This is a genomic window from Mongoliimonas terrestris (assembly GCF_001927285.1).
GTDB classification, from domain to species: Bacteria; Pseudomonadota; Alphaproteobacteria; order Rhizobiales; family Pleomorphomonadaceae; genus Chthonobacter; species Chthonobacter terrestris.
Window position 1 is genome coordinate 223264 of sequence record NZ_MSIG01000007.1, and the last position, 22142, is coordinate 245405.

Below are 22142 nucleotides of genomic sequence, written 5' to 3' on the forward strand. Positions count from 1 at the left end.
GGTCGTCGATCGGGCGCGGATGCCGATCGCGGGGCTGCGTGTCGAGGTTCGGGCCGGATCAGATCAGCGGATCGAGCACGAACGGCTTGTCCGCCTCCCCGGTCCGCGCCGGCGCCGGGTCGTCCCGGCTGATGGCGCCGATCAGCGAGGCGGGCGTCGCCTCGCGCTCGGGCAGTCCGCCCGGCGGCTCCAGGTCGCCGCGCCGGCCGCAGGCGGTGACGGCGAGAAGGACGGCGGCAAGCACGACGAGGGTCTTCGGCAGGATCCACATTGGCGATGGTCCGGATGCGGCGGTGCGGGCGGTGATCATGGCGGTCGGCCGCGGCCCCGTCACGCGCTTTCCGCCTCGGCGGCGAGCGCGGCGGCCCAGCGGGCGGCCTCGGCGCGCACGTTCGCCGGTGCGGTGCCACCGTGGCTCGTGCGGCTTTCCACCGACCGGTCGACGCCGAGCACCTGGAACACCGCCGGCGTGATGCCGTCGTGGACGCCGCGCATCTCGTCGAGGGTGAGGTCCTCCAGGCCGACGCCACGGGCCGACGCCAGCGCGACGATGCGCCCGGTCACGTGGTGCGCCTCGCGGAACGGGATCCCGAGCACCCGCACCAGCCAGTCGGCGAGGTCGGTCGCGGTGGCGTAGCCGGAGCCGGCGGCGGCGCGCATGCGCTCCGCGTTCGGCTGCATGTCGGCCACCATGCCGGTGGTCGCGGCGATCGCCAGCGACAGGCTCTCCAGGGCGTCGAAGATCTGCTCCTTGTCTTCCTGCATGTCCTTCTGGTAGGTCAGCGGCAGGCCCTTCATGACGATCATCAGCGCGGTCATGCCGCCGACGATGCGTCCGGACTTGGCGCGCACCAGTTCGGCGGCGTCCGGGTTGCGCTTCTGCGGCATGATGGACGAGCCGGTGGAGAAGGCGTCGGAGAGGCGCACGAAGCCGAACTGGGCCGACGACCAGATGACGATCTCCTCGGCGAAGCGCGACAGGTGGATGGCGCAGATCGACGCGGCGCTCATGGCCTCCAGGGCGAAGTCCCGGTCGGCGACGCTGTCGAGGGAATTGGCTGTCGGCCGGTCGAAGCCGAGCGCGGCGGCCGTCATCGCCCGGTCGATCGGGAAGGACGTGCCGGCGAGCGCGGCGGCCCCGAGCGGCGATTCGTTCAGCCGCGCGCGCGCGTCGCGGATCCGGCCGCGGTCGCGGGCGAGCATCTCCACATAGGCCATCAGATGGTGGCCGAAGGTCACCGGCTGGGCCGACTGCAGGTGGGTGAAGCCCGGCATCACCGTGCCGGCGTGCTCGTCGGCGCGCGCCACCAGGGCCCGCATCAGGTCGCCCAATTGGCCGTCGATGTGGTCCAGGCTGTCGCGGACCCAGAGCTTCACGTCGAGCGCCACCTGGTCGTTGCGCGAGCGGGCGGTGTGCAGCCGGCCGGCCGACGGGCCGATCAGCTCGGCGAGGCGGGACTCCACGTTCATGTGGATGTCCTCCAGCGCTCGCGAGAAGGTGAAGCGGCCGTCGTCGATCTCCGCCTTGATGCGGTCGAGACCTTCGGCGATGGTCGCGGCGTCCTCGGCGGAGATGATGCCGCGGGCGGCCAGCATGGCGGCGTGCGCCTTCGATCCTCGGATGTCCTGGGCGTAGAGCTTCTGGTCGAACCCGATGGAGGCGTTGATCTCCTCCATGATGGCGGCGGGGCCGGTCTCGAAACGGCCACCCCACATGCGGTTGCTCATGGTGCTAGGACTCCGGAGGTTGACGAGAGGATCATGGCCGAGACATCCCGCCGCGGCGGACTGACCAGGATCGCGGCCTTCGCCGCCGTCGCCGGGCTCCTCGCGGGGTTCGCAGGCGTATACGTGACCGGATGGGGGGCTGGCAACGCCGAAGCCCGCGCGTGCGCGGCGGCGACCGACCAAGCCGCTACGCTGAAACCGCTTGCGGTCGGCGAGGTGGCGGCCTTCCTGCCGGCCGAACGGGCGATCTCCCTCTCCGACGTCGCCTTCCTGGATCCGGCCGGCGCCCCGGTGACGCTGTCCCGGTTCGCCGGCAAGACCGTCCTCGTCAACCTCTGGGCCACCTGGTGTGCGCCCTGCCGTCAGGAGATGCCGGCGCTCGACCGCCTGCAGGCGAACGAGGGATCCGACAGGTTCGAGGTGGTGGCGGTGAACATCGACATCGGCGATCCGGCCAAGCCCGAGGCCTTCCTGACGGAGGCGGGCATCGACCATCTCACCCGCTGGCGCGATCCGAAGATGGCCATCTTCAACGACCTGAAGTCCCGCGGCCTCGCCTTCGGCATGCCGACAACGCTGCTGGTGGACGAAACCGGCTGCCAGCTGGGCGCCCTGCACGGCCCCGCCGAGTGGGACAGTCCGGACGCGGTGCGGCTCATCGAGGCCGCCGCGGCGAAGCGCTGACGGGGTAGACGCCAGCGCATGCATGGCGCGGGTATCGTCGGCGCATGCCAAGTCACATGCCAAGTTAGGCCGGTTGGGACAGGTGCTTTGCGCAGCACCGGGGCATCCGACACGGAAGCCATCGGATCGAGACGCGATCCGCGCGTGCGGGGATCGTCCCCGAACCGGCGACGGACGCGCCGCGGACCGCCCGGGCGTTGCTCTCCGTCAGCCGACCAGTTGGGCGGCGCGGCGCATGCGGCCGCGGATCCACTCGCCGACGAACCGCAGGTGGTCCGGATCCCGCGGCGTCAGCCGACCGACCGAGAGCGCGCGGCGCTCGGCGTTCGACATGGCGGCGAAGCGGGCTTGGGCATCGGCGAAGGAATAGCCCGACACGCGGATCGCGAACGTCTCGCCATGGTGGCAGAACGAGAAGAAGTAGTGCTCGGGTCGGCCAAGGTCTGTCGGCACTGGCATCGCCTCTTCGGTCGAGGATTGGCGCCGCGGATCGATCACACTGTTTACAATGTCCGACGGATGCGCGGTCTTATCGAGAGTGCGGCGATATGGTTAACCGGAAGTTAATGCTTCCAATCAAGCCGGGACGAATGTGCACCGTTTTGTGCATCGTCGCAAGCATTGAATTGACAGATTTCCGGATGTTCAGGCGAGCATATCCACAACTTGGCCCGTGCCGGGGGGCGGGGCGGCCTTGAGATCGCTGGACAGAAGGTCGACGACCGTTTCGCCTTGCTTCAACGCCTGCCGGGTCATTTCGGTGGAGATGGACGACCGTGTGGTCTCCGTCCGGGCGGCGACGAGAAAGGCGGCGATGGCGGCGACGTCCATGACGGAAGGCTCCCTGATCCACCGGACCATAGGGACAAACGAGTCAACCGGCGGTTAATGTCCGCCCCGTTTGCGTCCCCGCCCGCCGCCGCAGGGCCTCAACGTGCCGTGCCCGGTGGCGAAAACCCCTTCAGCGACAAAGGGTTGTCCATCATGGCGGAGCGGTCCGGCGTGTCGACCGCCAGCGTATCGGCGAAGGCGTCGAACAGGCGGCGGACGAAGCCTTCCGGCAGATCCCGGGTGATGAACACCATGCGGGTCCGGTGGTCCGCGTCCGGCCAGGCCGGCAACCGCACGGGCGGGTGGAAGATCTCCTGCACCCCGTGCACCACCAGCGGTCGGTCCGGCTCCTCGGCGATCCGCACGATGCCCTTCACCCTGAGGAGCTTCGGCCCGTGTGCGGAGCGCAACAGGTCCAGCATCATCTCCACGCCGGCGAGCGGCAGCGCCCGGTCGGCCACGATGGCGAACGAGCGGATGTTGGCGTCGTGCCGGTTCACATCGTGCGCATGGCCGTGCGATGCCCGGTCGTGGTCGTGGTCGTGGTCGTGGTCGTGGTCGTGGTGATGATGATGATGGTCATGCCCGCCGCCCGTCGCCGCCGTGTGCGCCCGGTCGCGGTCGAGGAAGGCCTCCTCGTTCAACCAGCGGGCGACGTCGGCGGTCTTGGTCGCCGGGTTCCAGAGGCCGGTGTCGACGAGCGCCGCCGCGGTCGCCTCGCCCTTGGCGGCGTCGAGCACCCGCGCGCCGGGATTGAGCGCCGCGATCCGGCGAAGCAGCGGCGCGACCCGGCTGGTGGCCTGCGGAAGGTCGGTCTTGGTCAACACGATGCGGTCGGCCACCGCCACCTGCTTTACCGCCTCCGGTTGGGCGTCGAGGGTCGCCGCGCCGTTCACCGCGTCCACCACGGTCACCACCCCGTCGAGCCGGTAGCGCAGCACCAGATAGGGATGCGCCATGATGGTGTGGAGGACGGGCGCCGGGTCGGCGAGCCCGGTCGTCTCGATCACCACCCGCGACAGGCTCTCCATCCGGCCGTTGTCGAGTCGGCGGAGAAAATCCTCCAAAGTGGCCACGAGGTCGCCGCGGATGGTGCAGCAGAGGCAGCCGGCGGCCAGTTCCACCACCCCGTCCTCGGCGCCCTCCACGAACAGGTGGTCGAGGCCCACCTCGCCAAACTCGTTGATCACGAAGGCGGCGTTCGGAAAGGCCGTCTCCCGGATCAGGCGGTTGAGAAGCGTGGTCTTGCCGGCGCCGAGGAAGCCGGTCAGCACCGTCACCGGGATGGGCTCCTTCGGGGCGCGGCGCGGGGCGGTCGGGGCGTCGGAAGCGGCGGTCACGGCGGCGGGCCTCGTCGGTCGGGCGGGGCCGGCACCATGGATCAGCCGCCGCGGCCTTTCAACCCGAGGATCTCGATCGGCGGCGCGCCCGGCAGCGGCACCAGGGCGGCGCCGTCGTTGGAGCCCTGGTCGAGCCGCACGCCGCCCGCCTCCGGCAGGGGCGCCGTCTCGGCCGTGGCCGGATCCGGCGCGAAGGCGGCCGCGCCGGCCTGACCCGGCGTGCCGGCGATCGCCCGGTCCGGGCGGGCCCGTGGCAGCGGCGGCAGCGCGCCGATGGCGGCCGCGACGCCCTTGGCGGCTTCCGCCGGATTGACCACCGGGGCTAGGGCGACCGGCACCGGATCCATCAGCTTGAAGCGCTCGACCAGGAAGGACTTCTCCGCCCCGGTCATCCCGGCGCGCGCCACCGCCCGGTCCTCCGCGTCCTCGCCGACGGGCGCCTTCTTGCCGCAGACGGTCGGGCGCATGTCGAGCGGGGCCGCCGGAACCGGCGACGACGGGGCCAGCGCGCCAAGGCGGGTGCGCTTGGCGAAGAGCCCGCCGCCGGGCGATCCGAAGCCGGCCTCGAGCAGGCGGGCGGTGGTCTCGGCGCGCGTCTTGGCGTTCTCCTCGCCGAACACCACCGCGGCAAGGCGCCGGTTCCCGCGGGTCGCGGTCGCCACCACGTTGAAGCCGGAGGCACAGATGAAGCCCGTCTTCATGCCGTCCGTGCCCGGATAGCGCTCCAGGAGGTGATTGTGGGATCGGATCAGCTTGCCGCCGAGCGAAAGCGCGGTGATCCGGAACAGGTCGTGGTGCTCCGGGAACTCCCGGATGATGGCGGTGGTGAGGAGCGCGTAGTCCCGCGCGGTGGTCCACTGGCGCGCATCCGGCAGGCCGTTCGGATTGGCGAAGCGGGTGGACGTCATGCCGAGGCGCCGCGCCTCCGCGTTCATCCGGTCCACGAAGGCCTGCTCGCTGCCGCCGACCGTCTCGGCGAGCGCGACCGCCAGATCGTTGGCCGATTTCACGATCAGCATCTTCAGGGCGGTGTCCACGCTCACCGCGGTGCCGGGCTTGAAGCCCATCTTGGAGGGCGGCTCCTTGGCCGCGTTGGCGGTCATCACCACCGGGCTTTCGGGCCGGATCCGGCCTTCGCGCACCGCCCGGAAGGTCACGTAGGCGGTCATCATCTTGGTGAGCGAGGCCGGATACCAGGGATGGAAGGCATCCCGCTCGGCCAGCACCTCCCCGGTGCCGACGTCGAAGACCAGGTAGGGCCCGGCGGCGGCCGGCGAGGCGGCAAGGGCGATGCCGCCGATGACGGCGGCCCCGATGGCGACCCGAAGGCGCGCGGCGAAACGTCGGCGGAGCGATGCGGACGGCGGCTTTGAGCAGGGCGGCGGGGTCACGGTCTTCAACGTATCCCTTGGCTCGGCGGATCCCGTCCGGTGGGGCGGCGGATCGCGCGCGGGGTGATGGGTCACGGATCGCCGGACGGCGGACCCGATCGAACCGGCCCCTCGCCGGTCCGCGGCGTCCGGCTGGCCGGACCGCCCTCACGTGTCATCCCCGGACTCCCATACCGCAAAGCCGGGCCATGATGCAAAGTGGCTAGCGACCGACCGGGGGACGGCGGCGAATGCCCGTCGAGCCCGGCCGGATAGAGCCGGATCGTGGCCGTTTCGTGAGCACCTGCTGTCCGATTGTGCGACGGCTCTGCCCAAGCCAGAGGCGCATCGCCGGCCGGTGCCGCCCGTCGGCGGCCGCCGGTCGCATCCATGCTTCCCCGATTCGGCCAGACCGGCTCCGCTATCCCGGTCGCCTTTTGGACCGTTCGCGGCTGATCGTCGGCTTGGCCTTCCGCTTGCACCGGGCCGGGCGACGGTTAAGGTTGGGACGAGACGCGCCGCCGCCCTGAGGATCGCCTGCTGGACCGATGACATTGCATGTGATGACACCGATCGTGGCCGACGAGCCGCCGCGCCTTCAGCGTGCGCGCGGCTACGGGCGCGTGTCCTTCCGCCAGACCGACGGCCGGACCCGGCTTGAGGACCTGGTGCAGGAGGGATCCGCCAAGATCCGGCTGCCGCGGGTCTACGATGGCCGCGGCCCGGTGGCGGTTCTTCTCAACACGGCCGGCGGCATCACCGGCGGCGACCATCTGGTCTACGAGGCCGGGTGGGGTCCCGGCACGTCCGCGACGGTGACCGCGCAGGCCGCCGAGCGGATCTACCGCCGCGCCTCCGGCGTCGGCCGGGTGGAGAACAGGTTGACCGTCGGTGCCGGCGCCGAGGCCTTCTGGCTGCCGCAGGAAACGATCGTGTTCGACCGGGCCGGCCTTGCCCGCACCCTGGAGGTGGATCTTGCGCCGGATGCCCGCTTCACCGGCTGCGAGATGGTGGTGATGGGGCGAACCGCCATGGGCGAGGACGTGACCACGCTCAGCCTGACCGACCGCTGGCGGATTCGCCGGAACGGCCGGCTGGTCTACGCGGACGCCCTCCGCTTCCATGGCGACACCCGCGCCATTCTCTCCGGCGGCGCGACCGGCCGCGGCGCGCGGGCCTTCGCCTCGGTGGTGCAGGTGGCGCCCGACGTGGCCGACCGGCTCGACGCGGTGCGCGACGGCCTCGAAGCCGCGATCGCCGCCTCAAACGGGCGGCTGGAGGCGGGCGCGAGCGTGTTCGACGGGCTGATGTCGGTCCGTCTCATCGCGGCCGACGGCCAGGCGCTTCGGGCCGGCATGGCGCCGCTCCTGGAGCGGCTCATCGACGGCGCGCTGCCGCGGGTCTGGGCACTCTGACCGGCGGAGGCGCGGCGAAGGACCATTCGGCCGGGCGACCTCCGGGCGCGGCCGGACCGACGACACGGACCCAACAGGACGACGAACGGGCAGGACTTCCGACATGAATCTGACGCCGCGAGAAAAGGACAAGCTTCTGATCGCCATGGCCGCCATGGTGGCGCGCCGCCGCCTGGAGCGGGGCGTGAAGCTCAACCACCCGGAGGCCGTCGCCCTCATCACGGATTTCGTGGTGGAAGGCGCCCGCGACGGCAAGACCGTCGCCCAGCTGATGGCCGAGGGCGCCGGCGTGCTCACCCGCGACCAGGTCATGCCGGGCATCGCCGAGATGATCCACGACGTCCAGGTGGAAGCGACCTTCCCGGACGGGACGAAGCTTGTCACCGTCCACCAACCGATCCGCTGAAAAGGGCTGCCTGATGATCCCTGGAGAAATCTTCCCGGCCGATGGCGAGATCGAACTCAACGCCGGCCTGCCGACCGTGACGCTCGACGTCTCCAACACCGGCGACCGGCCGATCCAGGTCGGCAGCCACTACCATTTCGCCGAGACCAACGGCGCCCTGTCGTTCGACCGGGAAGCGGCCCACGGCCACCGGCTCGACATCCCGGCCGGCACCGCCGTCCGCTTCGAGCCGGGCCAGACCCGGTCGGTGACCCTCGTCCCCTACCGCGGCAAGCGGGAGGTCTACGGCTTTCGGCAGAAGGTGATGGGGTCCCTGTGACGGTGACGTCCCCCGCTCCCATGACCGTCGACCGGCACCGCGCGGCAAGCCGCCCGTGCCGCCCGGCGGCCATGGCGCATCGCCGGGACACCCCCGACCGTCATGGTCCGCGCAGGCGGACCACCTACGCATCCATCAACCCAAGGGCCAGCCTCACCGCCGACGCGTTGGTCGCGACGGGAGATCAGCAGCGCGCGCTGGCCCTCCTCGCGGACCGTCCCTTAAGGCCCCTTACTTCCCATGCTAAGGTAAGGCGTTCCGGCCCGTCTTCAGGAGGCGCCCGCCATGCATCTCGGCTCGTCCAAGGTCACCGCCAAGGGGCAGTTCACCCTGCCCGCGGAGGTGCGCTCGGCGCTCGGCATCCGGCCGGGCGACACCATCGAATTCTTCGTGCACCGGTCCGGAGAGGTGTTCATCCACCCGCGCAACCGCCCGGCGTCGTCCATCTTCGGACGGGCGGCGCGCTACGCGGCCCCGGTCGGCGAGGAGGAGCGGTCCCGGCTGATCGCCGAGGGGGTGGCCGGGCGTCCGGCGGCCGATCCGTCGGAAGGGCCGGAATGATCGGCGTCGACGTGCACGTGCTGCTTCGCGCCGTCCTTCTCGACGACCCGGCCCAGTCGGACCGCGCCACCCGCTTCTTCGGCAAACGCGGCAGCAACGATCCGGCGGTGATCAACGCGGTGGTGCTGGCCGAATTCGTCATGACCCTGCAGGTGGTCTACCGCATGCCCGTCCGCGAGATCGCCGGGATCCTCCGCGCCATGACGGAGAGCGCGGCCTACTGCTTTCCCGATCGCGAGGCGGTGCTGCGCGCCCTTCGCGACACCGAACTGTCCGGCGGATCCTTCATCGAGCGCTTCGTCGCCGAGATCAACGACGTCTACGGCTGTTCCTCGACCGCCACCTTCGACAGCCGCGCCGCCCGGCGTGCTCCCTTCTCCGCCGTTCCCTGAGCCTGTCCTTTCCAAAGCACCAGGACCCCGCCCATGTCCTTCCGTATGTCCCGTGCCGCCTATGCCGACATGTTCGGCCCCACCATCGGCGACAAGGTCCGCCTCGCCGACACCGAACTCCTGGTCACGGTGGAGAAGGACTTCACCACCTACGGCGAGGAGGTGAAGTTCGGCGGCGGCAAGGTGATCCGCGACGGCATGGGCCAGTCCCAGGTGACGCGGGCCGCCGGCGCGGTCGACACGGTCATCACCAACGCGCTCATCATCGACCACTGGGGCATCGTCAAGGCGGACGTCGGCCTCAAGGACGGGCGCATCGTCGGCATCGGCAAGGCCGGCAACCCGGACGTCCAGCCGGGCGTCGACATCATCGTCGGCCCGGGCACCGAGGCGATCGCCGGCGAGGGCAAGATCCTCACCGCCGGGGCGCTCGACACCCACATCCACTACATCTGCCCGCAGCAGATCGACGATGCCCTCATGTCGGGCGTCACCACCATGCTGGGTGGCGGCACCGGTCCGGCGACGGGCACCGCGGCCACCACCTGCACCCCCGGCCCCTGGCACATCACCCGCATGATTCAGGCCGCCGAGGCCTTCCCGATGAATCTGGCCTTCTCCGGCAAGGGCAACGCGGCGCTGCCGGCGGCCCTGGAGGAGCAGATTCTGGCCGGCGCCTGCGCACTGAAGCTCCACGAGGACTGGGGCACCACCCCCGCCACCATCGACAACTGCCTCTCGGTCGCCGACGCCTTTGACATCCAGGTGATGATCCACACGGATACGCTGAACGAGAGCGGCTTCGTGGAGGACACGGTGGCGGCCATGAAGGGCCGCACCATCCACGCCTTCCACACGGAAGGCGCCGGTGGCGGCCACGCGCCGGACATCATCAAGGTGGCGGGCCTTTCGAACGTGCTGCCGTCGTCCACCAACCCGACCCGGCCCTACACCCGCAACACCCTCGACGAGCATCTCGACATGCTCATGGTGTGCCACCACCTGGACCCCTCTATTCCCGAGGACGTCGCCTTCGCCGAGAGCCGCATCCGCAAGGAGACCATCGCGGCGGAGGACATCCTCCACGACATGGGCGCCTTCTCCATCATCGCCTCCGACAGCCAGGCCATGGGCCGCGTCGGCGAGGTGATCATCCGCACCTTCCAGACCGCCCACAAGATGAAGGTGCAGCGCGGCACCCTCGCCGAAGACGTCGGCACCGGCGCCGACAACTTCCGCGTCAAGCGCTACATCGCCAAGGTCACCATCAACGCCGCCATCGCCCACGGCCTCGACAAGCACGTGGGCTCCGTGGAAGTCGGCAAGCTCGCCGACCTCGTCCTCTGGTCGCCCGCCTTCTTCGGGGTGAAGCCGGACCTGGTGATCAAGATGGGCACCATCGCGGCCGCCCCCATGGGCGATCCCAACGCCTCCATCCCGACGCCGCAGCCGGTGCACTACCGGCCGATGTTCGGCGCCTTCGGCAAGGCGCTCCAGGCCTCCCGCGTCACCTTCGTGTCGAAGGCCGCCTTTGACGCCGGCATCAAGAACCGCCTCGGCCTCGACAGCCTGGTCCTGCCCGTGGAAAACGTCCGCGGCGGCATCTCCAAGGCCTCCATGGTGCACAACTTCGCGACGCCCAACCTCGAGGTGGACCCGGAAACCTACGAAGTCCGCGCCGACGGCGAGCTTCTGACCTGCGAACCCGCCGAGGTGCTGCCGATGGCGCAGCGTTACTTCCTGTTCTAGACTGGAAGCATGGCCAAGCCGCTCGAAAAACCGATACGGCCCGACCTCTACGAGGAGGACTTTTTCGCCTGGACGCAGGATCAGGCGGCGAAGCTGCGCGCCCGCACGCACAACGACGTCGACTGGGACAATCTCGCGGAGGAGATCGAGAGTTTGGGCCGTTCGCAAAAGCGCGAAATTCGCAGCCGGCTGATCAAGCTCCTCGCTCATCTGCTCAAGTGGGAGCATCAGCCTGAACGGCGTTCGATGAGTTGGCAGACCACGATCGGCGAGATGCGAACGCACATCGACGGCCTCATCGAGGACAGCCCCAGCCTCGCCGCGTTTCCGGAGAACGTGATCGATCAGGCCTATGCCACGGCCCGCCGGGAGGCCGCCGAGGAGATGCGCCGCGATCTGCGGACGCTTCCCGATCGATGCCCTTATGACGTCCGGGATGTTCTCTACTATGGATTCATGCCGGGCCAGCCCTGGTCCCCCGACGATCTCGTTCTGGACTGACCACAGGACATTGTCATGATCACCGCCACCCGCATACTCCCCGCCGGCACCTGGTCCGGCGAACCGGCCGACCGTCTCGTGCTGGAACGCGACGACCGGCACCGCCGCCGTCTCGTCATGCGCTGCCTGGAGAAGACCGTCTTCCTCCTGAACCTCCCCGAGGCGCAGGTGATGAAGGAGGGCGATGCGCTCGAGTTGGAGGACGGCCGGCTGATCGCCGTGGTGGCCAAGCCCGAGCGGCTCCTGGAGGTGACGGCCGACGACGCCGGGCATCTGGTGCGCATCGCCTGGCACCTCGGCAACCGGCACCTGCCGACCCAGCTGATGGGCGACCGGCTGCGCATCCGCGAGGATCACGTGATCGAGGACATGCTCGTGAAGCTCGGCGCCCGGGTGGCGCACGTCTCGGCCGCCTTCGATCCGGAAGGCGGCGCCTACGGCCACGGGACGGTGCAGGGTCACGACCACGGTCCCGCTCACGGACACGATCAGGCGCTCGACCATGGGCACATCCACGACCATCGTCATGACCATGACCATGACCATGCCCACGACCACGACCACGGGGATGCCCCTACCCACGTCCATGGCGACGCCTGCGGATGCGGCCACGACCATTCCCATGACCACGGCCACGCGCACGACCATGGTCACAAGCATGGCTGACGGCTCCGCCGCCGCCGAACCACGCTGCACCGGCGACGACGAGGACCGCGCGCCCGACGGGGCGGCGCTCGTGCGGCTGATGACATGGCTGTCGCCGGCCTTCCCGGTAGGCGCTTTCACCTACAGCCACGGCCTGGAATGGGCGATCGAGGACGGCACCGTCACCAACGCGGCCAGCCTTGAGGCGTGGATCGGGTCCGTGCTCCGCCACGGCGCCGGGCGGACCGACGCGGTCCTCCTCGCCGAGGCCTGGCGGGCGACGCGCGTGCGGGACACCCTGCGCCTGACGGACGCCGCCGACCTCGCCTTCGCGCTGCAGCCCTCCCGCGAGCGGCGGCTGGAGGCGGGTGCCCAGGGCAAGGCCTTCGTGACCGCCGTCGCCGCCACCTGGGAGGCGCCGACCCTGTCCGCGCTCGCCGACGATCTGGCGCCGACGCCGGTCGCCTATGCGGTCGCGGTCGGCGTCGCCGGCGCCGACCACGCCATCCCGCTCGGCGCCCTCCTGGAGGCCCACCTCACCGCCTTCGTGGCCAATCTCGTCTCGGCGGCGGTCCGCGCCGTGCCGCTCGGCCAGACCGACGGCCAGCGCGTGATCCGCGCGCTCACCGGCGTCGTCGCCGAGACCGCCGGCGAAGCCCGCGCGGCCGCCCCGGACGACGTCGGCGGCGCGGCGCTGCGGGCCGACATCGCGTCCATGAAACACGAAACCCAGTACACGAGGCTGTTCCGCTCATGAGCGCGCAAACCAAGTCCACGCCAGCCCACGGTCCCCTCCGGGTCGGCATCGGCGGCCCCGTCGGGTCCGGCAAGACGGCGCTGATGGACGCGCTCTGCAAGGTGCTCCGCGAGCGCTACGACATCGCCGCCATCACCAACGACATCTACACCAAGGAGGACGCCGAGTTCCTCACCCGGTCCGGCGCGCTGCCGCCGGAGCGCATCGCCGGGGTGGAGACAGGCGGCTGCCCGCACACGGCCATCCGCGAGGACGCCTCCATCAACCTCGCGGCCGTCGCCGACATGAACGAGCGCTTCCCCGGTCTGGAGGTCATCCTGATCGAATCCGGCGGCGACAACCTCGCCGCTACCTTTTCGCCCGAACTCGCCGATCTGACGATCTACGTCATCGACGTCTCCGCCGGCGACAAGATCCCCCGCAAGGGCGGCCCCGGCATCACCCGCTCCGACCTCCTCGTCATCAACAAGATCGACCTCGCACCCTACGTCGGCGCCTCTCTGGAGGTGATGGACCGGGACGCCACGCGCATGCGCCGCGGCAAGCCCTTCGTCTTCACCAACGTCCGCGCCGGCCACAACGTCGACAAGGTGGTCGCCTTCATCGAGGAGGCGGGCGGCCTCTCCGGCTGACGCGGTCCGTCACCACGGCCTGACCCACGTCGGCGACAATCCACACTTGTCGGATGAATGCCCGCTTGTCGGACGAGGGTGCCGGGGGTAGGCAGGGGGCGTGACGGTGTTCCGCCGTCGTCCTCTCCACGATCGGCAGACCGTCCCCCGTCCCATGTCCGAGATCGCCCTCGACGTCCTTCCCATCTTCGTGCTCATCGCGATCGGCTGGCTCGCGGTGACGGTGAAGCTCCTCAAGGCCGATGTGGGCGATGCGCTCAGCGACTTCGTCTTCAAGATCGCCGTGCCGGTCCTCCTCTTCCGCACCGTTGCCCGCGCCGACTTCCACGGCGCCTCGCCCTGGGGGCTCTGGATCGCCTACTTCTTCGGCGTGCTCGTCACCTGGACGGTCGGCCACCTGATCGCCACCCGGGTGTTCAAGCGCGACACCCGGCTCGGCGTGGTGGCGGGCGTGTCGTCGGCCTTCGCCAACAACGTCTTCATCGGCCTGCCGCTGGTCGATCGGGTGCTCGACGACGAGGGCGTCGTCGCGCTCTCCATCCTGCTTTCCGTCCATCTGCCGGTGATGATGGTGGCCGGCACGCTCATGATGGAGCGGGCCGAGCGGAAGGTGGAGGGCAAGCCCGGGCGCGGGCTCCTCGCCATCCTCGCCCAGGTCGGCCGCAACCTCATCCGCAATCCGCTGGTGATCGGCCTCGTCGCCGGCTCCCTCTTCCGCCTCACCGGATTGTCAACGGGCGGCGCCCCCGGGATCGTCATCGACCAGATCGCCGGCATCGCCGGTCCGGCGGCGCTTCTCTCCATGGGCATGGCGGTGAAGAAATACGGCTTCTCCGGCCACGTGGGGCCGGCCGTCACCCTGTCGGCGCTGAAGCTCGTGCTGATGCCCGCCTGCGTCTTCCTGGCGGCGCATCTCCTCGGCCTGCCGCCCACCTGGACGGCCGCCATCGTGCTCACCTCCGCGGTGCCGACCGGCGTCAACGCCTACCTGATCGCCAGCCATTTCGGCGTCGGCCACGGCCTCGCCTCGTCGGTGATCACGCTGACGACGGCGCTCGGGGCGATCACCGTCACCGCCTGGGCGCTGGCGCTCGGCCTGTGAGCCTGATCGGGGCAGACCCGTTCCGTCGGGGCTTGCAGCCCACACCGGGTTCGGCGACGGTGCATCAAGCATCAGACCCGCACCCGTCCGCGCCCCGCGAGGTGACCCGTTGAGCCAACCCTATGCCGACCGGCGGGGCGTGATCGGCTGGATCCTGTTCGACCCGGCCACCCAGCCCTTCTTCACCCTCATCACCACCTTCGTGTTCGCGCCCTATTTCGCCGCCGCCGTCGCGCCGACACCGGCCGCCGGGCAGGCGCTCTGGGGCTATGCGACGGCGGCGGCCGGCCTCACCATCGCGCTCACCGCCCCCATGCTCGGCGCCATCGCCGACGAGACCGGCCGGCGCAAGCCCTTCATCGCGCTCTTCGGCGGTCTGATGGCGCTCGCCTCCGCCGGGCTCTGGCTGGTCGAGCCCGGACGGGCCGACCTCGTACCCCTGGCGCTCGTGCTCTTCGCCCTTGGCACCATCGGGGCGGAATATGCCATCATTTTCAACAACGCCATGATGACCCGCATCGTGCCGCCCGAGCGGCTCGGGCGCCTCTCCGGCACCGGTTGGGCGGCGGGTTTTGCCGGCGGCCTTCTGTCGCTGGTCTTCGTGCTCGGCTTCCTGGCGGCCGATCCGGAGACCGGGCGCACCCTCGTCGGCCTGGAGCCGCTGTTCGGCCTCGACCCGGCCGCCCGCGAGGGCGACCGGGCGGCCGGGCCTCTCACGGCGCTCTGGTTCGCGGTGCTGGTGCTGCCGCTCCTCCTCTTCACGCCCGACGGGCGCGGCGGCACGGGGGTGCCCATCCTCGCCGCGGTTCGCGGCGCCTTCGCGTCCCTGAAGGAAACGCTTTCGCGGCTGAAGCATCGGCCCGGCATGGGGCGCTTTCTCATCGCCAACATGATCTACACGGACGGTCTCGTCGCCCTCTTCGCCTTCGGCGGTGTCTACGCGGCCGGCACCTTTGGCTGGGGCACCATCGAGATCGGCCTCTTCGGCATCCTTCTCACCATCACCGGCACGGTGGGCGCCTTCGTGGGCGGCCGGCTCGACGACCGGTTCGGGTCGAAGCGGGTGGTGCTCGGCGCGCTCGCCCTCCTCACCGCCTGCTCCATCGCCATCCTCACCGTGGACGCCACCCACATCTTCCTTGTGGTGGAGACGGTCGGCCCGGCGCCCGGCGACGGGCTCTACGCCACCTGGCCAGAACGGGTCTACATGGTGTTCGGGGCGCTCATCGGCCTTGCGGTCGGGCCGGTGCAGGCAGCCTCGCGCACGCTGCTCTGCCGGCTGGCGCCGGAAGGGGAGACCGGCCGCTTCTTCGGGCTCTTCGCCCTCACCGGCAAGATCACCAGCTTCGCCGGGCCGCTTCTCGTCGGCATCGCCACCGACCTGACCGACAGCCAGCGCATGGGCGTCGTCCCGCTCGTGGTCTTCTTCCTCGTCGGCGCCTTCCTGCTCTCCGGCGTCCGCGTGCCGGCGCGCTGACAGGGACTGTCATACCAAGCCGGCCTTCACGAGCCAGGTATCAGCGACCGTTCAGGCCCGCTCGATCAGGAAGCGCAGCACCGGGCCGTCCGTGGCCCGGCCGACCAGCCGATGGCCGGCCTCTGTGCAGAAGTGCGGCATGTCGATCGCCGCCATGGGGTCCGTCGCCTCCACCAGCAGCCGGGCGCCGGGCGCCATGCGGGCCAGCGCCCGCCGGGTCTTCAACACGGGGAGGGGGCAGTTGAGGCCCTTCAGGTCGAGCCGGACGGCGCCCGGATCGTCGATCCCGCCGTCGCTCGACGAAGGCCTGAGCGGCACCTGTCCGCTCAAGGCAGAACCGAGCGGCAGAGATCGATCACCGCCGCGAGTGTGGCGGACGGGTCGACCGAGAGGGCCACCCCCACCAGGATGACCGAGAGGGGCAGCATCACCGAGAGCACGAGGTCGCTGCGCCGGGCGGTCGGCGGCATGTCGGGGGCGGGTTCGCGTCTCATGACACACCTTGCGGATGGACGGAGAGGGGATGGCTTACGGGCCTCGATCCTAGAGGCAGCCGGCGATGCCGGCGATCAGCCGCGCCGCGAAGGCCGCCTCCCCGTAGGCGAGATTGAGGAGCACCGCCCCGACGGCCGCGGCCGACATCAGACCGACGCCGCCCCACACGATCGCGCGCTCCACGACGCGCGGCATGGCCGGCGTCGCGGCGCTGTCCAGGGCGGGCGACGTATCGACCGGCTGCTGGCCGTATGCCTGCGGCAAAGGGGCGGACATCTGGAGATCCTTTGGAAACCGACGGCCGATTTTAGCCCGTTCCGGCGTCTTCCACCAGCCGGCGCAGCTTGGCGATCGCGTCGGCCTGGGGCTCGCCGTAGGAGATGGTCCCGCGGAAGCGTCCGTCCGGACCCATCAGATAGACGGCGGCCGTATGGTCCATGGTGTAGTCGTCGCCGCTCTCCGACGGCACCTTGCGGCGGTAGACCCGATACTTGGCAACCACGTCGGCGATCTGGGCCTCGGTCCCGGTGAGGCCCGTCACCCGATCGGAGAAGGACGCGATATAGCTTTTCAGGGCCTCAGGCGTGTCGCGCTCCGGGTCCACGGTGACGAAGAGCACCGCCAGATCGTCCGCCGCCGGTCCGAGGTCCTGAAGCGCCACGGTCAGCTCGGCGAGGGTCGTCGGACAGACATCCGGGCAGTGGGTGAAGCCGAAGAAGATGGCGTAGGGCCGGCCGGCCACCATCGCCTCTGTCACCGGCTCGCCGTCCTGGTTGACCAGCGTGAACGGACCGCCGACGGCCGCCTCGCCCGTCGACGTGACGGCGGCGGGACCCTGGCCCATCTGGCCCATGACGACGAGCCAGCCGGTGACGCCCGCCAGCACGACGACGAGGCCCCAGGTGGCGATCCGTACCCACTTGATCATGGTCAGCTCTTCTTTTCGGTCCGCATCAGCCCCACGTCCCAGACGACCGCCTTCACGGTGGTCGAGGTGCCGTCCTTGAAGGCGAGGGTGATGTCATAGGCATTGCCGACCCGCAGCATCTGCGTCAGGCCGAGGAACATGATATGGGGGCCGCCGGGCTTTAGTTCGAGTTCGCCGCCGGGCGGCACCGCCAGGCTCTCCACCGGCCGCATCTGCATGTAACCGTCCACCACCTTCATCACATGCAGTTCGGTGCGCTGCGCGAACGGCACGCTGCCGCCGGTGAGTTCGATGGGCGTGGTGCCATGGTTGCGGAGCACCATATAGCCGGCGCCCACCTTGCCGCCGGGCGGGGTCGCCCGGGACCAGGGCGCCACGATCTCCAGGTCGCCGACGCGCACGGACGGCAGTTCCACCGGCGCTTCCTGGATGGACTGGGCCGGAGCCGGGCCGACGGCGCCGAGGCCGAGCAGGGCCGCAAGGGCGAGGATCGCAGGTCGTCGGGTCAGGCGCATGGTCTCGTGTTTCCTCCACAGGTCGTTCAAGATAGGGCGCGCTTCGGGCGGCGCGCCTCGTCGAGGGCAGGATTTTCGATCCGGCCGGGGGCGCCGCAGGTGCCGGCGCGCCGTCGTCGCGCCTGGCTGTCCACGATCCCGGCGGCTCTTTCCATCCGGCCGCCCGTCGCACACATAAACGGTCGGCAGGCGGAAATCACCCGCTCCCTGGGCGCGGATGTTCACACTTGCATGGTCGGCGACAAGGCGGCATGTTGACGCTTACGTTCACGTCACGTCGAGAGGGCGGGCGTGCAGGAGGATGGACCGGTCCAGGTTCCGCTTGCGCGGCACGGGCCGGCAAGAGGCCGCGCGAGACGGCCCGGGGAGGGTTCGGCAGATGAGTGTTGTCGCGCGTGCCAGAAGCGAATTCGCCTATGCGTCCGGATTCGTCCGCATGCTGGGCCGGGTGACCCCGGTCGCCAAAGCACGGGACCGGGTCTGGCCGGACGTGGTGGCGGACCTCGCCGCCCGCTTCGGGGACCGCCCGGCGCTGATCTCCGAGGAGGAGAGCCTCACCTACGCGGACTATCATCGGCGCGGCAACCGCTATGCCCGCTGGGCCATGGCGCACGGCGTGAAGAAGGGCGACTGCGTGGCCCTTTTCATGGCGAACCGGGCCGAGTATCTGGCGATCTGGCTCGGCATCGCCCGCGCGGGCGGCGTGGTCGCCCTGGTCAACACCAACCTCACCGGCCCGTCGCTCGCCCACTGTGTCAACATCGTCGCGCCGAAGCACGTGATCGTCGGCAGCGATCTTGCCGCCGCCTTCGCCACCGCGCGCCCGGCCATCACCGGCGCACCGACCGTCTGGTCGCACGGACCGTCCGAGGCCGGCGAGCGCCTGGACCTTCTGATCGAGCGCACGGACGATGCCGACATCCCGGCGGGCGAGCGCCCGGCCCTCACCATCGAGGACCGCTGCCTCTTCATCTACACCTCCGGCACCACCGGTCTGCCGAAGGCCGCCAACATCAACCACTACCGGGTCCAGGCGATCATGAACGGCTTCTCCGCCGCCATGAACGCCACCAAGGACGACCGCATGTACGTGGCGCTGCCGCTCTACCACACGTCCGGCGGCGTGCTGGCCGTCGGCACGGTGTTGACGGTCGGCGGATCGGTGGTGATCGCCCGCAAATTCTCCGCCGGCCGCTTCTGGGACGACATCGCCGGCTACAAGTGCACTTTGTTTCAATACATCGGCGAACTTTGCCGCTACCTCGTCAACTCGCCGCCGCATCCGAAGGAGCGCCAGCACGCCATCCGCCTCGCCAGCGGCAATGGCCTGAGGCCCGACATCTGGGTGCCGTTCCAGAGCCGGTTCGGCATTCCGAAGATCCTGGAGTGGTATGCGGCGACCGAGGGCAACGCGGCGATCTTCAATTTCGACGACCGTCCGGGCTCCATCGGCCGCGTGCCGCGGTGGATCCGGCACCGCTTTCCGATCAAGGTGGTGCGCACCGACCTCGACACCGGCGAGATGCTGCGCGGTCCGGACGGCCGTGCGATCGAGTGCGCGCCCGACGAAGTGGGTGAGATGATCTCGGAGATCCTCAACGATCCGTCCAAGCCGGCCCAGCGCTTCGAAGGTTATGCCGACCCGGTGGCGACCGCCAAGAAGATCGCCACCGACGTTTCAACGCCCGGAGACAGGTGGTTCCGCACCGGAGATCTCGTCCGCAAGGACGCGCTCGGCTATTTCTACTTCATCGACCGCATCGGCGACACCTTCCGCTGGAAGGGCGAGAACGTGGCGACTTCGGAGGTCTCCGAGGCGCTCGGCGTCTATCCGGGGATCGCCACGCCGAATGTCTACGGGGTCGCGGTCCCGGGGCGGGAAGGGCGGGCCGGCATGGCGGCGCTCACCTGCACCACCGACATCGACCTGGATGGCCTCTCCCGGCACCTGGACGCCCAACTGCCCGCCTACGCCAAGCCCGTCTTCCTGCGCCTCAAGTCGGACATCGAGGTGACCGGCACCTTCAAGCTTAAGAAGGTCGACCTCGTCGGCGAAGGCTTCGACCCGTCGCGTCTCGCCGATCCGGTCTTCTTCCTGCATCCGGTCGAAAAGCGCTACGTCCGCCTCGACCCGGACCTTTACGCCGCCATCGTATCGGGCGAGATACGACTTTGAAATACATGAACATTTCGGCTGACCGGCCGGCCCCGTCGCGTTCCTGCTCAGCGCCTTAAAAGGTCCAAGAGGTCGGACCCTGCCAAACTTGGTATGGTGAGCGGCGAATGACCCATGGGGAGAAGGATGTTCCGATGACCGACGCCGCGCTTACCGTGCTGGACTTCTGGTGGGAGGCCGGGGCGGCCAAGTGGTTCCGCGGCGGCGAGGCCTTCGACGAGGCCTGCCGGACGGCCCTCCTCGGCCTCCACGAGGAGGCGGCGGGCGGGGCGTTCGACAGCTGGGAGGAGACGCCGCACGGCACGCTCGCGCTCCTGATCCTCCTCGACCAGATCCCCCGCAACATCTTTCGCGGCACGCCCCGCGCCTTCGCCACCGACGCCAAGGCGCTCGCCATCGCCCGGCGGGCGCTGGACAAAGGCTTTCCGAAAGCTTTCAGCAAGGACGTGCGGGTGTTCTTCTACCTGCCCTTCACCCACGCGGAGGACATGGCCGACCAGGAGCTTTGCGTGGACCTCACCCGCACCCTCGGCATGGAGGTCTACCACTACGCCCTGATCCACATGGACGCGATCCGCCGTTTCGGCCGTTTCCCTCACCGCAACGCCATTCTCGGCCGTGTCTCCACGGAGGCGGAGGACGCCTATCTGGCGAGCGGCGGCTTCAGCGGCTGATCGCGCGGGCGGACCGGTTTCCGGCGGCACCCAGGAAGGCGGCGGCAGCGACGGCCGCGGAAAGCACGGCGTTCCATCCGGCAAAGGAGAGGCCGAGCATGCGCCAGCTCGCCTCGGTGCAGGAGACGAGCCGGGTGGACTGAAGCTGGGCGAGCAGATTGCCGGCGTCCGTGGTCGGCCCGGTGCCGCCGCCGCAGTCGTTCGGCCCCGGCCAGAAGCCCCATTCGGCGCCCGCGTGATAGCCCCCGAGCCCGGTTCCGACCAGGAAGGCGATCCCGCCGAGAACCGCGAACAGGCGGGCGGCGCCGGGCGCCCGTCCGGCCAGAAGCAGCGACAGGAGGATAAGGGGCAGGCCCACGTAATAGGGGATGCGCTCCTGGTAGCAGAGCTTGCAGGGCACATAGCCGCCGATGATCTGGTAGCCCCACGCGGTGGCAATGGCCGCAAGCCCGACCAGGAAACCGGCCGCGAGCGGCGCTTTCCACACAGTCGTACGGACGAAAGAACCGGTGGACGGCGCGGTGGCGGACACGGACATCATGGGCTCCGTCGGTCTCAAGATCCTGCCGACCGGCGCTCGTCCGTTTAAGGACGGAGCATCGTCGGCCGCAGGAGACCGGTCAAGGTCGAGACTGCTCTATCAGCCTGCCGCCGCATCGTCCACGGGCCGGTTCTCGACCACCCGCGATCGCAACCGGACCGGCCCGCGGGAGGGGCGAGCCGGTCCGGCGGTCCGTCGGGGCGGACGTCTGGTCTGGGAGAACGGATTGTCCCGGACCCCGCGGGCCGGGGCCTGCGGGATCGTCGATCCGGCTTCGCGGGGCTGGGGGGCTGGAAATCGAAGCCACACCGCCGACTGTCCGGGACAACGCTGCCGAGACTGACGGCGGCTCGGGGCCTTGAGACGACCGAAAGTGGGCCGAAACGGGATTGTTTGTATCAGGATGTACGCACCATCCCGGACCCTGCGTCCGGTCTGGCCACCGATCCGGCCAGGGGGCGGCTCAGAAGTCCGCCGTCAGGCCCTTGATCTCCCAGTCGCCGTAGCGGACCGGCTCCAGGCCACCGCGCCCGTTGATTTCGCGCGGCCCGGACTGCGCCTCAGCCTCCGCCTTGCGGCGGGCCTCCGCCTCGAGAAGCGCGCGTTGGGCGGCCGGGGGCAGGTCCTCGAAGCGGCGGGTCGGTGCCGCGCCGGCCGTCGCCGCCGTCTCGGGCTGCGGGACGGCGGAGGGAACGGGAGGCTGGCTCTCTTCGGTCATCGACGGTCGTCTTCCGGAGAATGGTCTTCGATCGGGTTCGGGCGCGTCGGGATCGGCCGAAACAACCGTTTCTTGATGCCGCGCACCGGCGTCCCCATCATATAGGCGTCCGGTGGCGCCTGTCGCGTCCCGGGCGCCGGATCCGCCCCGCCGGTCGACATCGGGGCGACACCCGTCGTGTTCCGC

At 70.0% G+C, this 22142-nt stretch carries 28 protein-coding genes; 15 read left to right on the plus strand and 13 right to left on the minus strand.

Translation table 11 applies throughout. The features are described from left to right. Positions 1 to 58: 58 nt before the first annotated feature. Both lptM and argH read right to left on the minus strand, forming a co-directional pair. Positions 59 to 334 (minus strand): LPS translocon maturation chaperone LptM, encoded by a 276-nt coding sequence (gene lptM / locus BUQ68_RS12665; protein WP_139315232.1) that lies wholly within the window; start codon positions 332 to 334, stop codon positions 59 to 61. Continuing rightward, on the minus strand, positions 331 to 1728 hold the full coding sequence (gene argH, locus BUQ68_RS12670; protein ID WP_075216328.1) for an argininosuccinate lyase: 1398 nt from the start codon (positions 1726 to 1728) through the stop codon (positions 331 to 333). The genes lptM and argH overlap by 4 nt, the downstream gene beginning before the upstream one ends. A 33-nt stretch (positions 1729 to 1761) precedes the next feature. Between argH and tlpA the strand changes: the two genes are divergently transcribed. Beyond that, complete coding sequence (gene tlpA / locus BUQ68_RS12675) at positions 1762 to 2412, plus strand: thiol:disulfide interchange protein TlpA (protein ID WP_075216329.1); 651 nt, start codon at positions 1762 to 1764, stop codon at positions 2410 to 2412. A 207-nt stretch (positions 2413 to 2619) separates the two neighbouring features. On the opposite strand, the gene BUQ68_RS12680 is transcribed toward tlpA, so the two are convergent. From BUQ68_RS12680 to BUQ68_RS12695, 4 genes are all read right to left on the minus strand, one after another. Continuing rightward, a complete protein-coding gene (locus BUQ68_RS12680) occupies positions 2620 to 2871 on the minus strand; it encodes a hypothetical protein (protein WP_139315233.1) in 252 nt (83 codons plus the stop codon). 186 nt (positions 2872 to 3057) lie between these two features. Then, positions 3058 to 3243 (minus strand): hypothetical protein, encoded by a 186-nt coding sequence (locus tag BUQ68_RS12685; protein WP_139315234.1) that lies wholly within the window; start codon positions 3241 to 3243, stop codon positions 3058 to 3060. Positions 3244 to 3341: 98 nt separating this feature from the next. Then, positions 3342 to 4583, minus strand: coding sequence for a CobW family GTP-binding protein (locus BUQ68_RS12690; protein ID WP_075216332.1), 1242 nt, complete (start codon positions 4581 to 4583; stop codon positions 3342 to 3344). 41 nt (positions 4584 to 4624) lie between these two features. Next, positions 4625 to 5974, minus strand: coding sequence for a D-alanyl-D-alanine carboxypeptidase family protein (locus BUQ68_RS12695; RefSeq protein ID WP_245293240.1), 1350 nt, complete (start codon positions 5972 to 5974; stop codon positions 4625 to 4627). A 542-nt stretch (positions 5975 to 6516) separates the two neighbouring features. On the opposite strand from BUQ68_RS12695, the gene BUQ68_RS12700 reads away from it, so the two are divergent. The 12 genes from BUQ68_RS12700 (at position 6517) to BUQ68_RS12755 (ending at position 15909) form a co-directional block, all read left to right on the plus strand. Beyond that, a complete protein-coding gene (locus BUQ68_RS12700; protein ID WP_075216334.1) occupies positions 6517 to 7368 on the plus strand; it encodes an urease accessory protein UreD in 852 nt (283 codons plus the stop codon). Positions 7369 to 7471: 103 nt separating this feature from the next. Beyond that, positions 7472 to 7774: an urease subunit gamma gene (locus BUQ68_RS12705; RefSeq protein ID WP_075216335.1), complete on the plus strand. Its 303-nt coding sequence runs from the start codon at positions 7472 to 7474 to the stop codon at positions 7772 to 7774. Positions 7775 to 7787: 13 nt separating this feature from the next. Then, positions 7788 to 8093 carry an urease subunit beta gene (locus BUQ68_RS12710; RefSeq protein WP_075216336.1) on the plus strand — a complete coding sequence of 102 codons (306 nt, stop codon included), beginning with the start codon at positions 7788 to 7790 and terminating at the stop codon, positions 8091 to 8093. A 285-nt stretch (positions 8094 to 8378) separates the two neighbouring features. Beyond that, complete coding sequence (locus BUQ68_RS12715; protein ID WP_075216337.1) at positions 8379 to 8654, plus strand: AbrB/MazE/SpoVT family DNA-binding domain-containing protein; 276 nt, start codon at positions 8379 to 8381, stop codon at positions 8652 to 8654. Beyond that, a complete protein-coding gene (locus BUQ68_RS12720; protein ID WP_075216338.1) occupies positions 8651 to 9046 on the plus strand; it encodes a type II toxin-antitoxin system VapC family toxin in 396 nt (131 codons plus the stop codon). The genes BUQ68_RS12715 and BUQ68_RS12720 overlap by 4 nt, the downstream gene beginning before the upstream one ends. 33 nt (positions 9047 to 9079) lie before the next feature. Next, positions 9080 to 10795: an urease subunit alpha gene (gene ureC, locus BUQ68_RS12725; RefSeq protein WP_075216339.1), complete on the plus strand. Its 1716-nt coding sequence runs from the start codon at positions 9080 to 9082 to the stop codon at positions 10793 to 10795. 9 nt (positions 10796 to 10804) lie between these two features. Continuing rightward, positions 10805 to 11296 carry a DUF29 domain-containing protein gene (locus tag BUQ68_RS12730; RefSeq protein ID WP_075216340.1) on the plus strand — a complete coding sequence of 164 codons (492 nt, stop codon included), beginning with the start codon at positions 10805 to 10807 and terminating at the stop codon, positions 11294 to 11296. A gap of 15 nt (positions 11297 to 11311) precedes the next feature. After that, positions 11312 to 11962, plus strand: a complete 651-nt coding sequence (locus BUQ68_RS12735; RefSeq protein WP_075216341.1) for an urease accessory protein UreE — start codon at positions 11312 to 11314, stop codon at positions 11960 to 11962. Next, positions 11955 to 12698 (plus strand): urease accessory protein UreF, encoded by a 744-nt coding sequence (locus tag BUQ68_RS12740; RefSeq protein WP_075216382.1) that lies wholly within the window; start codon positions 11955 to 11957, stop codon positions 12696 to 12698. The genes BUQ68_RS12735 and BUQ68_RS12740 overlap by 8 nt, the downstream gene beginning before the upstream one ends. After that, positions 12695 to 13330 carry an urease accessory protein UreG gene (gene ureG / locus BUQ68_RS12745; RefSeq protein ID WP_075216342.1) on the plus strand — a complete coding sequence of 212 codons (636 nt, stop codon included), beginning with the start codon at positions 12695 to 12697 and terminating at the stop codon, positions 13328 to 13330. Before BUQ68_RS12740 ends, ureG begins: the two co-directional genes overlap by 4 nt. Before the next feature lie 154 nt (positions 13331 to 13484). Continuing rightward, positions 13485 to 14432, plus strand: a complete 948-nt coding sequence (locus BUQ68_RS12750) for an AEC family transporter (RefSeq protein ID WP_075216343.1) — start codon at positions 13485 to 13487, stop codon at positions 14430 to 14432. Positions 14433 to 14541: 109 nt separating this feature from the next. Continuing rightward, positions 14542 to 15909 (plus strand): MFS transporter, encoded by a 1368-nt coding sequence (locus tag BUQ68_RS12755; protein WP_245293235.1) that lies wholly within the window; start codon positions 14542 to 14544, stop codon positions 15907 to 15909. Positions 15910 to 15960: 51 nt separating this feature from the next. On the opposite strand, the gene BUQ68_RS12760 is transcribed toward BUQ68_RS12755, so the two are convergent. The 5 genes from BUQ68_RS12760 to BUQ68_RS12775 are packed head-to-tail and all read right to left on the minus strand — an operon-like array spanning position 15961 to position 17847. Next, the gene (locus BUQ68_RS12760) at positions 15961 to 16227 is read right to left on the minus strand and encodes a sulfurtransferase TusA family protein (protein WP_245293236.1); all 267 of its coding nucleotides are present in this window, start codon (positions 16225 to 16227) and stop codon (positions 15961 to 15963) included. An 8-nt stretch (positions 16228 to 16235) separates the two neighbouring features. After that, positions 16236 to 16403: a hypothetical protein gene (locus tag BUQ68_RS23760; protein ID WP_175577808.1), complete on the minus strand. Its 168-nt coding sequence runs from the start codon at positions 16401 to 16403 to the stop codon at positions 16236 to 16238. Between the two features lie 49 nt (positions 16404 to 16452). Then, entirely contained in the window at positions 16453 to 16680 is a 228-nt protein-coding gene (locus BUQ68_RS12765; protein WP_075216345.1) for a hypothetical protein, read from the minus strand. Between the two features lie 31 nt (positions 16681 to 16711). After that, positions 16712 to 17332 (minus strand): SCO family protein, encoded by a 621-nt coding sequence (locus tag BUQ68_RS12770; RefSeq protein WP_342587011.1) that lies wholly within the window; start codon positions 17330 to 17332, stop codon positions 16712 to 16714. Between the two features lie 2 nt (positions 17333 to 17334). After that, entirely contained in the window at positions 17335 to 17847 is a 513-nt protein-coding gene (locus BUQ68_RS12775) for a copper chaperone PCu(A)C (RefSeq protein WP_075216346.1), read from the minus strand. 379 nt (positions 17848 to 18226) lie between these two features. Here BUQ68_RS12775 and BUQ68_RS12780 point away from each other — a divergent pair, with 379 nt between their 5' ends. Next, positions 18227 to 20023, plus strand: a complete 1797-nt coding sequence (locus BUQ68_RS12780) for a long-chain-acyl-CoA synthetase (RefSeq protein ID WP_075216347.1) — start codon at positions 18227 to 18229, stop codon at positions 20021 to 20023. A 134-nt stretch (positions 20024 to 20157) separates the two neighbouring features. Then, positions 20158 to 20697, plus strand: coding sequence for a DUF924 family protein (locus BUQ68_RS12785; protein ID WP_083656537.1), 540 nt, complete (start codon positions 20158 to 20160; stop codon positions 20695 to 20697). Here the strand turns inward: BUQ68_RS12785 and BUQ68_RS12790 are convergent. Then, complete coding sequence (locus BUQ68_RS12790) at positions 20687 to 21235, minus strand: disulfide bond formation protein B (protein ID WP_083656545.1); 549 nt, start codon at positions 21233 to 21235, stop codon at positions 20687 to 20689. The genes BUQ68_RS12785 and BUQ68_RS12790 overlap by 11 nt on opposite strands. A 466-nt stretch (positions 21236 to 21701) precedes the next feature. Continuing rightward, positions 21702 to 21956 carry a DUF1674 domain-containing protein gene (locus BUQ68_RS12795; RefSeq protein ID WP_075216349.1) on the minus strand — a complete coding sequence of 85 codons (255 nt, stop codon included), beginning with the start codon at positions 21954 to 21956 and terminating at the stop codon, positions 21702 to 21704. Between the last annotated feature and the right edge of the window lie 186 nt (positions 21957 to 22142).

Coding starts and splice junctions, on each gene's coding strand:
- BUQ68_RS12785 (WP_083656537.1), top strand. CDS start 20,158: ATGACCGACGCCGCGCTTACCGTGCTGGACTTCTGGTGGGAGGCCGGG.
- argH (WP_075216328.1), bottom strand. CDS start 1,728: ATGAGCAACCGCATGTGGGGTGGCCGTTTCGAGACCGGCCCCGCCGCC.
- BUQ68_RS12700 (WP_075216334.1), top strand. CDS start 6,517: ATGACACCGATCGTGGCCGACGAGCCGCCGCGCCTTCAGCGTGCGCGC.
- BUQ68_RS12790 (WP_083656545.1), bottom strand. CDS start 21,235: ATGTCCGTGTCCGCCACCGCGCCGTCCACCGGTTCTTTCGTCCGTACG.
- BUQ68_RS12685 (WP_139315234.1), bottom strand. CDS start 3,243: ATGGACGTCGCCGCCATCGCCGCCTTTCTCGTCGCCGCCCGGACGGAG.
- BUQ68_RS12680 (WP_139315233.1), bottom strand. CDS start 2,871: ATGCCAGTGCCGACAGACCTTGGCCGACCCGAGCACTACTTCTTCTCG.
- BUQ68_RS12765 (WP_075216345.1), bottom strand. CDS start 16,680: ATGTCCGCCCCTTTGCCGCAGGCATACGGCCAGCAGCCGGTCGATACG.
- BUQ68_RS12715 (WP_075216337.1), top strand. CDS start 8,379: ATGCATCTCGGCTCGTCCAAGGTCACCGCCAAGGGGCAGTTCACCCTG.
- BUQ68_RS12710 (WP_075216336.1), top strand. CDS start 7,788: ATGATCCCTGGAGAAATCTTCCCGGCCGATGGCGAGATCGAACTCAAC.
- BUQ68_RS12750 (WP_075216343.1), top strand. CDS start 13,485: ATGTCCGAGATCGCCCTCGACGTCCTTCCCATCTTCGTGCTCATCGCG.
- BUQ68_RS12740 (WP_075216382.1), top strand. CDS start 11,955: ATGGCTGACGGCTCCGCCGCCGCCGAACCACGCTGCACCGGCGACGAC.
- ureG (WP_075216342.1), top strand. CDS start 12,695: ATGAGCGCGCAAACCAAGTCCACGCCAGCCCACGGTCCCCTCCGGGTC.
- BUQ68_RS12795 (WP_075216349.1), bottom strand. CDS start 21,956: ATGACCGAAGAGAGCCAGCCTCCCGTTCCCTCCGCCGTCCCGCAGCCC.
- BUQ68_RS12780 (WP_075216347.1), top strand. CDS start 18,227: ATGAGTGTTGTCGCGCGTGCCAGAAGCGAATTCGCCTATGCGTCCGGA.
- BUQ68_RS23760 (WP_175577808.1), bottom strand. CDS start 16,403: ATGAGACGCGAACCCGCCCCCGACATGCCGCCGACCGCCCGGCGCAGC.
- BUQ68_RS12720 (WP_075216338.1), top strand. CDS start 8,651: ATGATCGGCGTCGACGTGCACGTGCTGCTTCGCGCCGTCCTTCTCGAC.
- ureC (WP_075216339.1), top strand. CDS start 9,080: ATGTCCTTCCGTATGTCCCGTGCCGCCTATGCCGACATGTTCGGCCCC.
- BUQ68_RS12730 (WP_075216340.1), top strand. CDS start 10,805: ATGGCCAAGCCGCTCGAAAAACCGATACGGCCCGACCTCTACGAGGAG.
- BUQ68_RS12735 (WP_075216341.1), top strand. CDS start 11,312: ATGATCACCGCCACCCGCATACTCCCCGCCGGCACCTGGTCCGGCGAA.
- BUQ68_RS12705 (WP_075216335.1), top strand. CDS start 7,472: ATGAATCTGACGCCGCGAGAAAAGGACAAGCTTCTGATCGCCATGGCC.
- tlpA (WP_075216329.1), top strand. CDS start 1,762: ATGGCCGAGACATCCCGCCGCGGCGGACTGACCAGGATCGCGGCCTTC.
- BUQ68_RS12775 (WP_075216346.1), bottom strand. CDS start 17,847: ATGCGCCTGACCCGACGACCTGCGATCCTCGCCCTTGCGGCCCTGCTC.
- BUQ68_RS12770 (WP_342587011.1), bottom strand. CDS start 17,332: ATGATCAAGTGGGTACGGATCGCCACCTGGGGCCTCGTCGTCGTGCTG.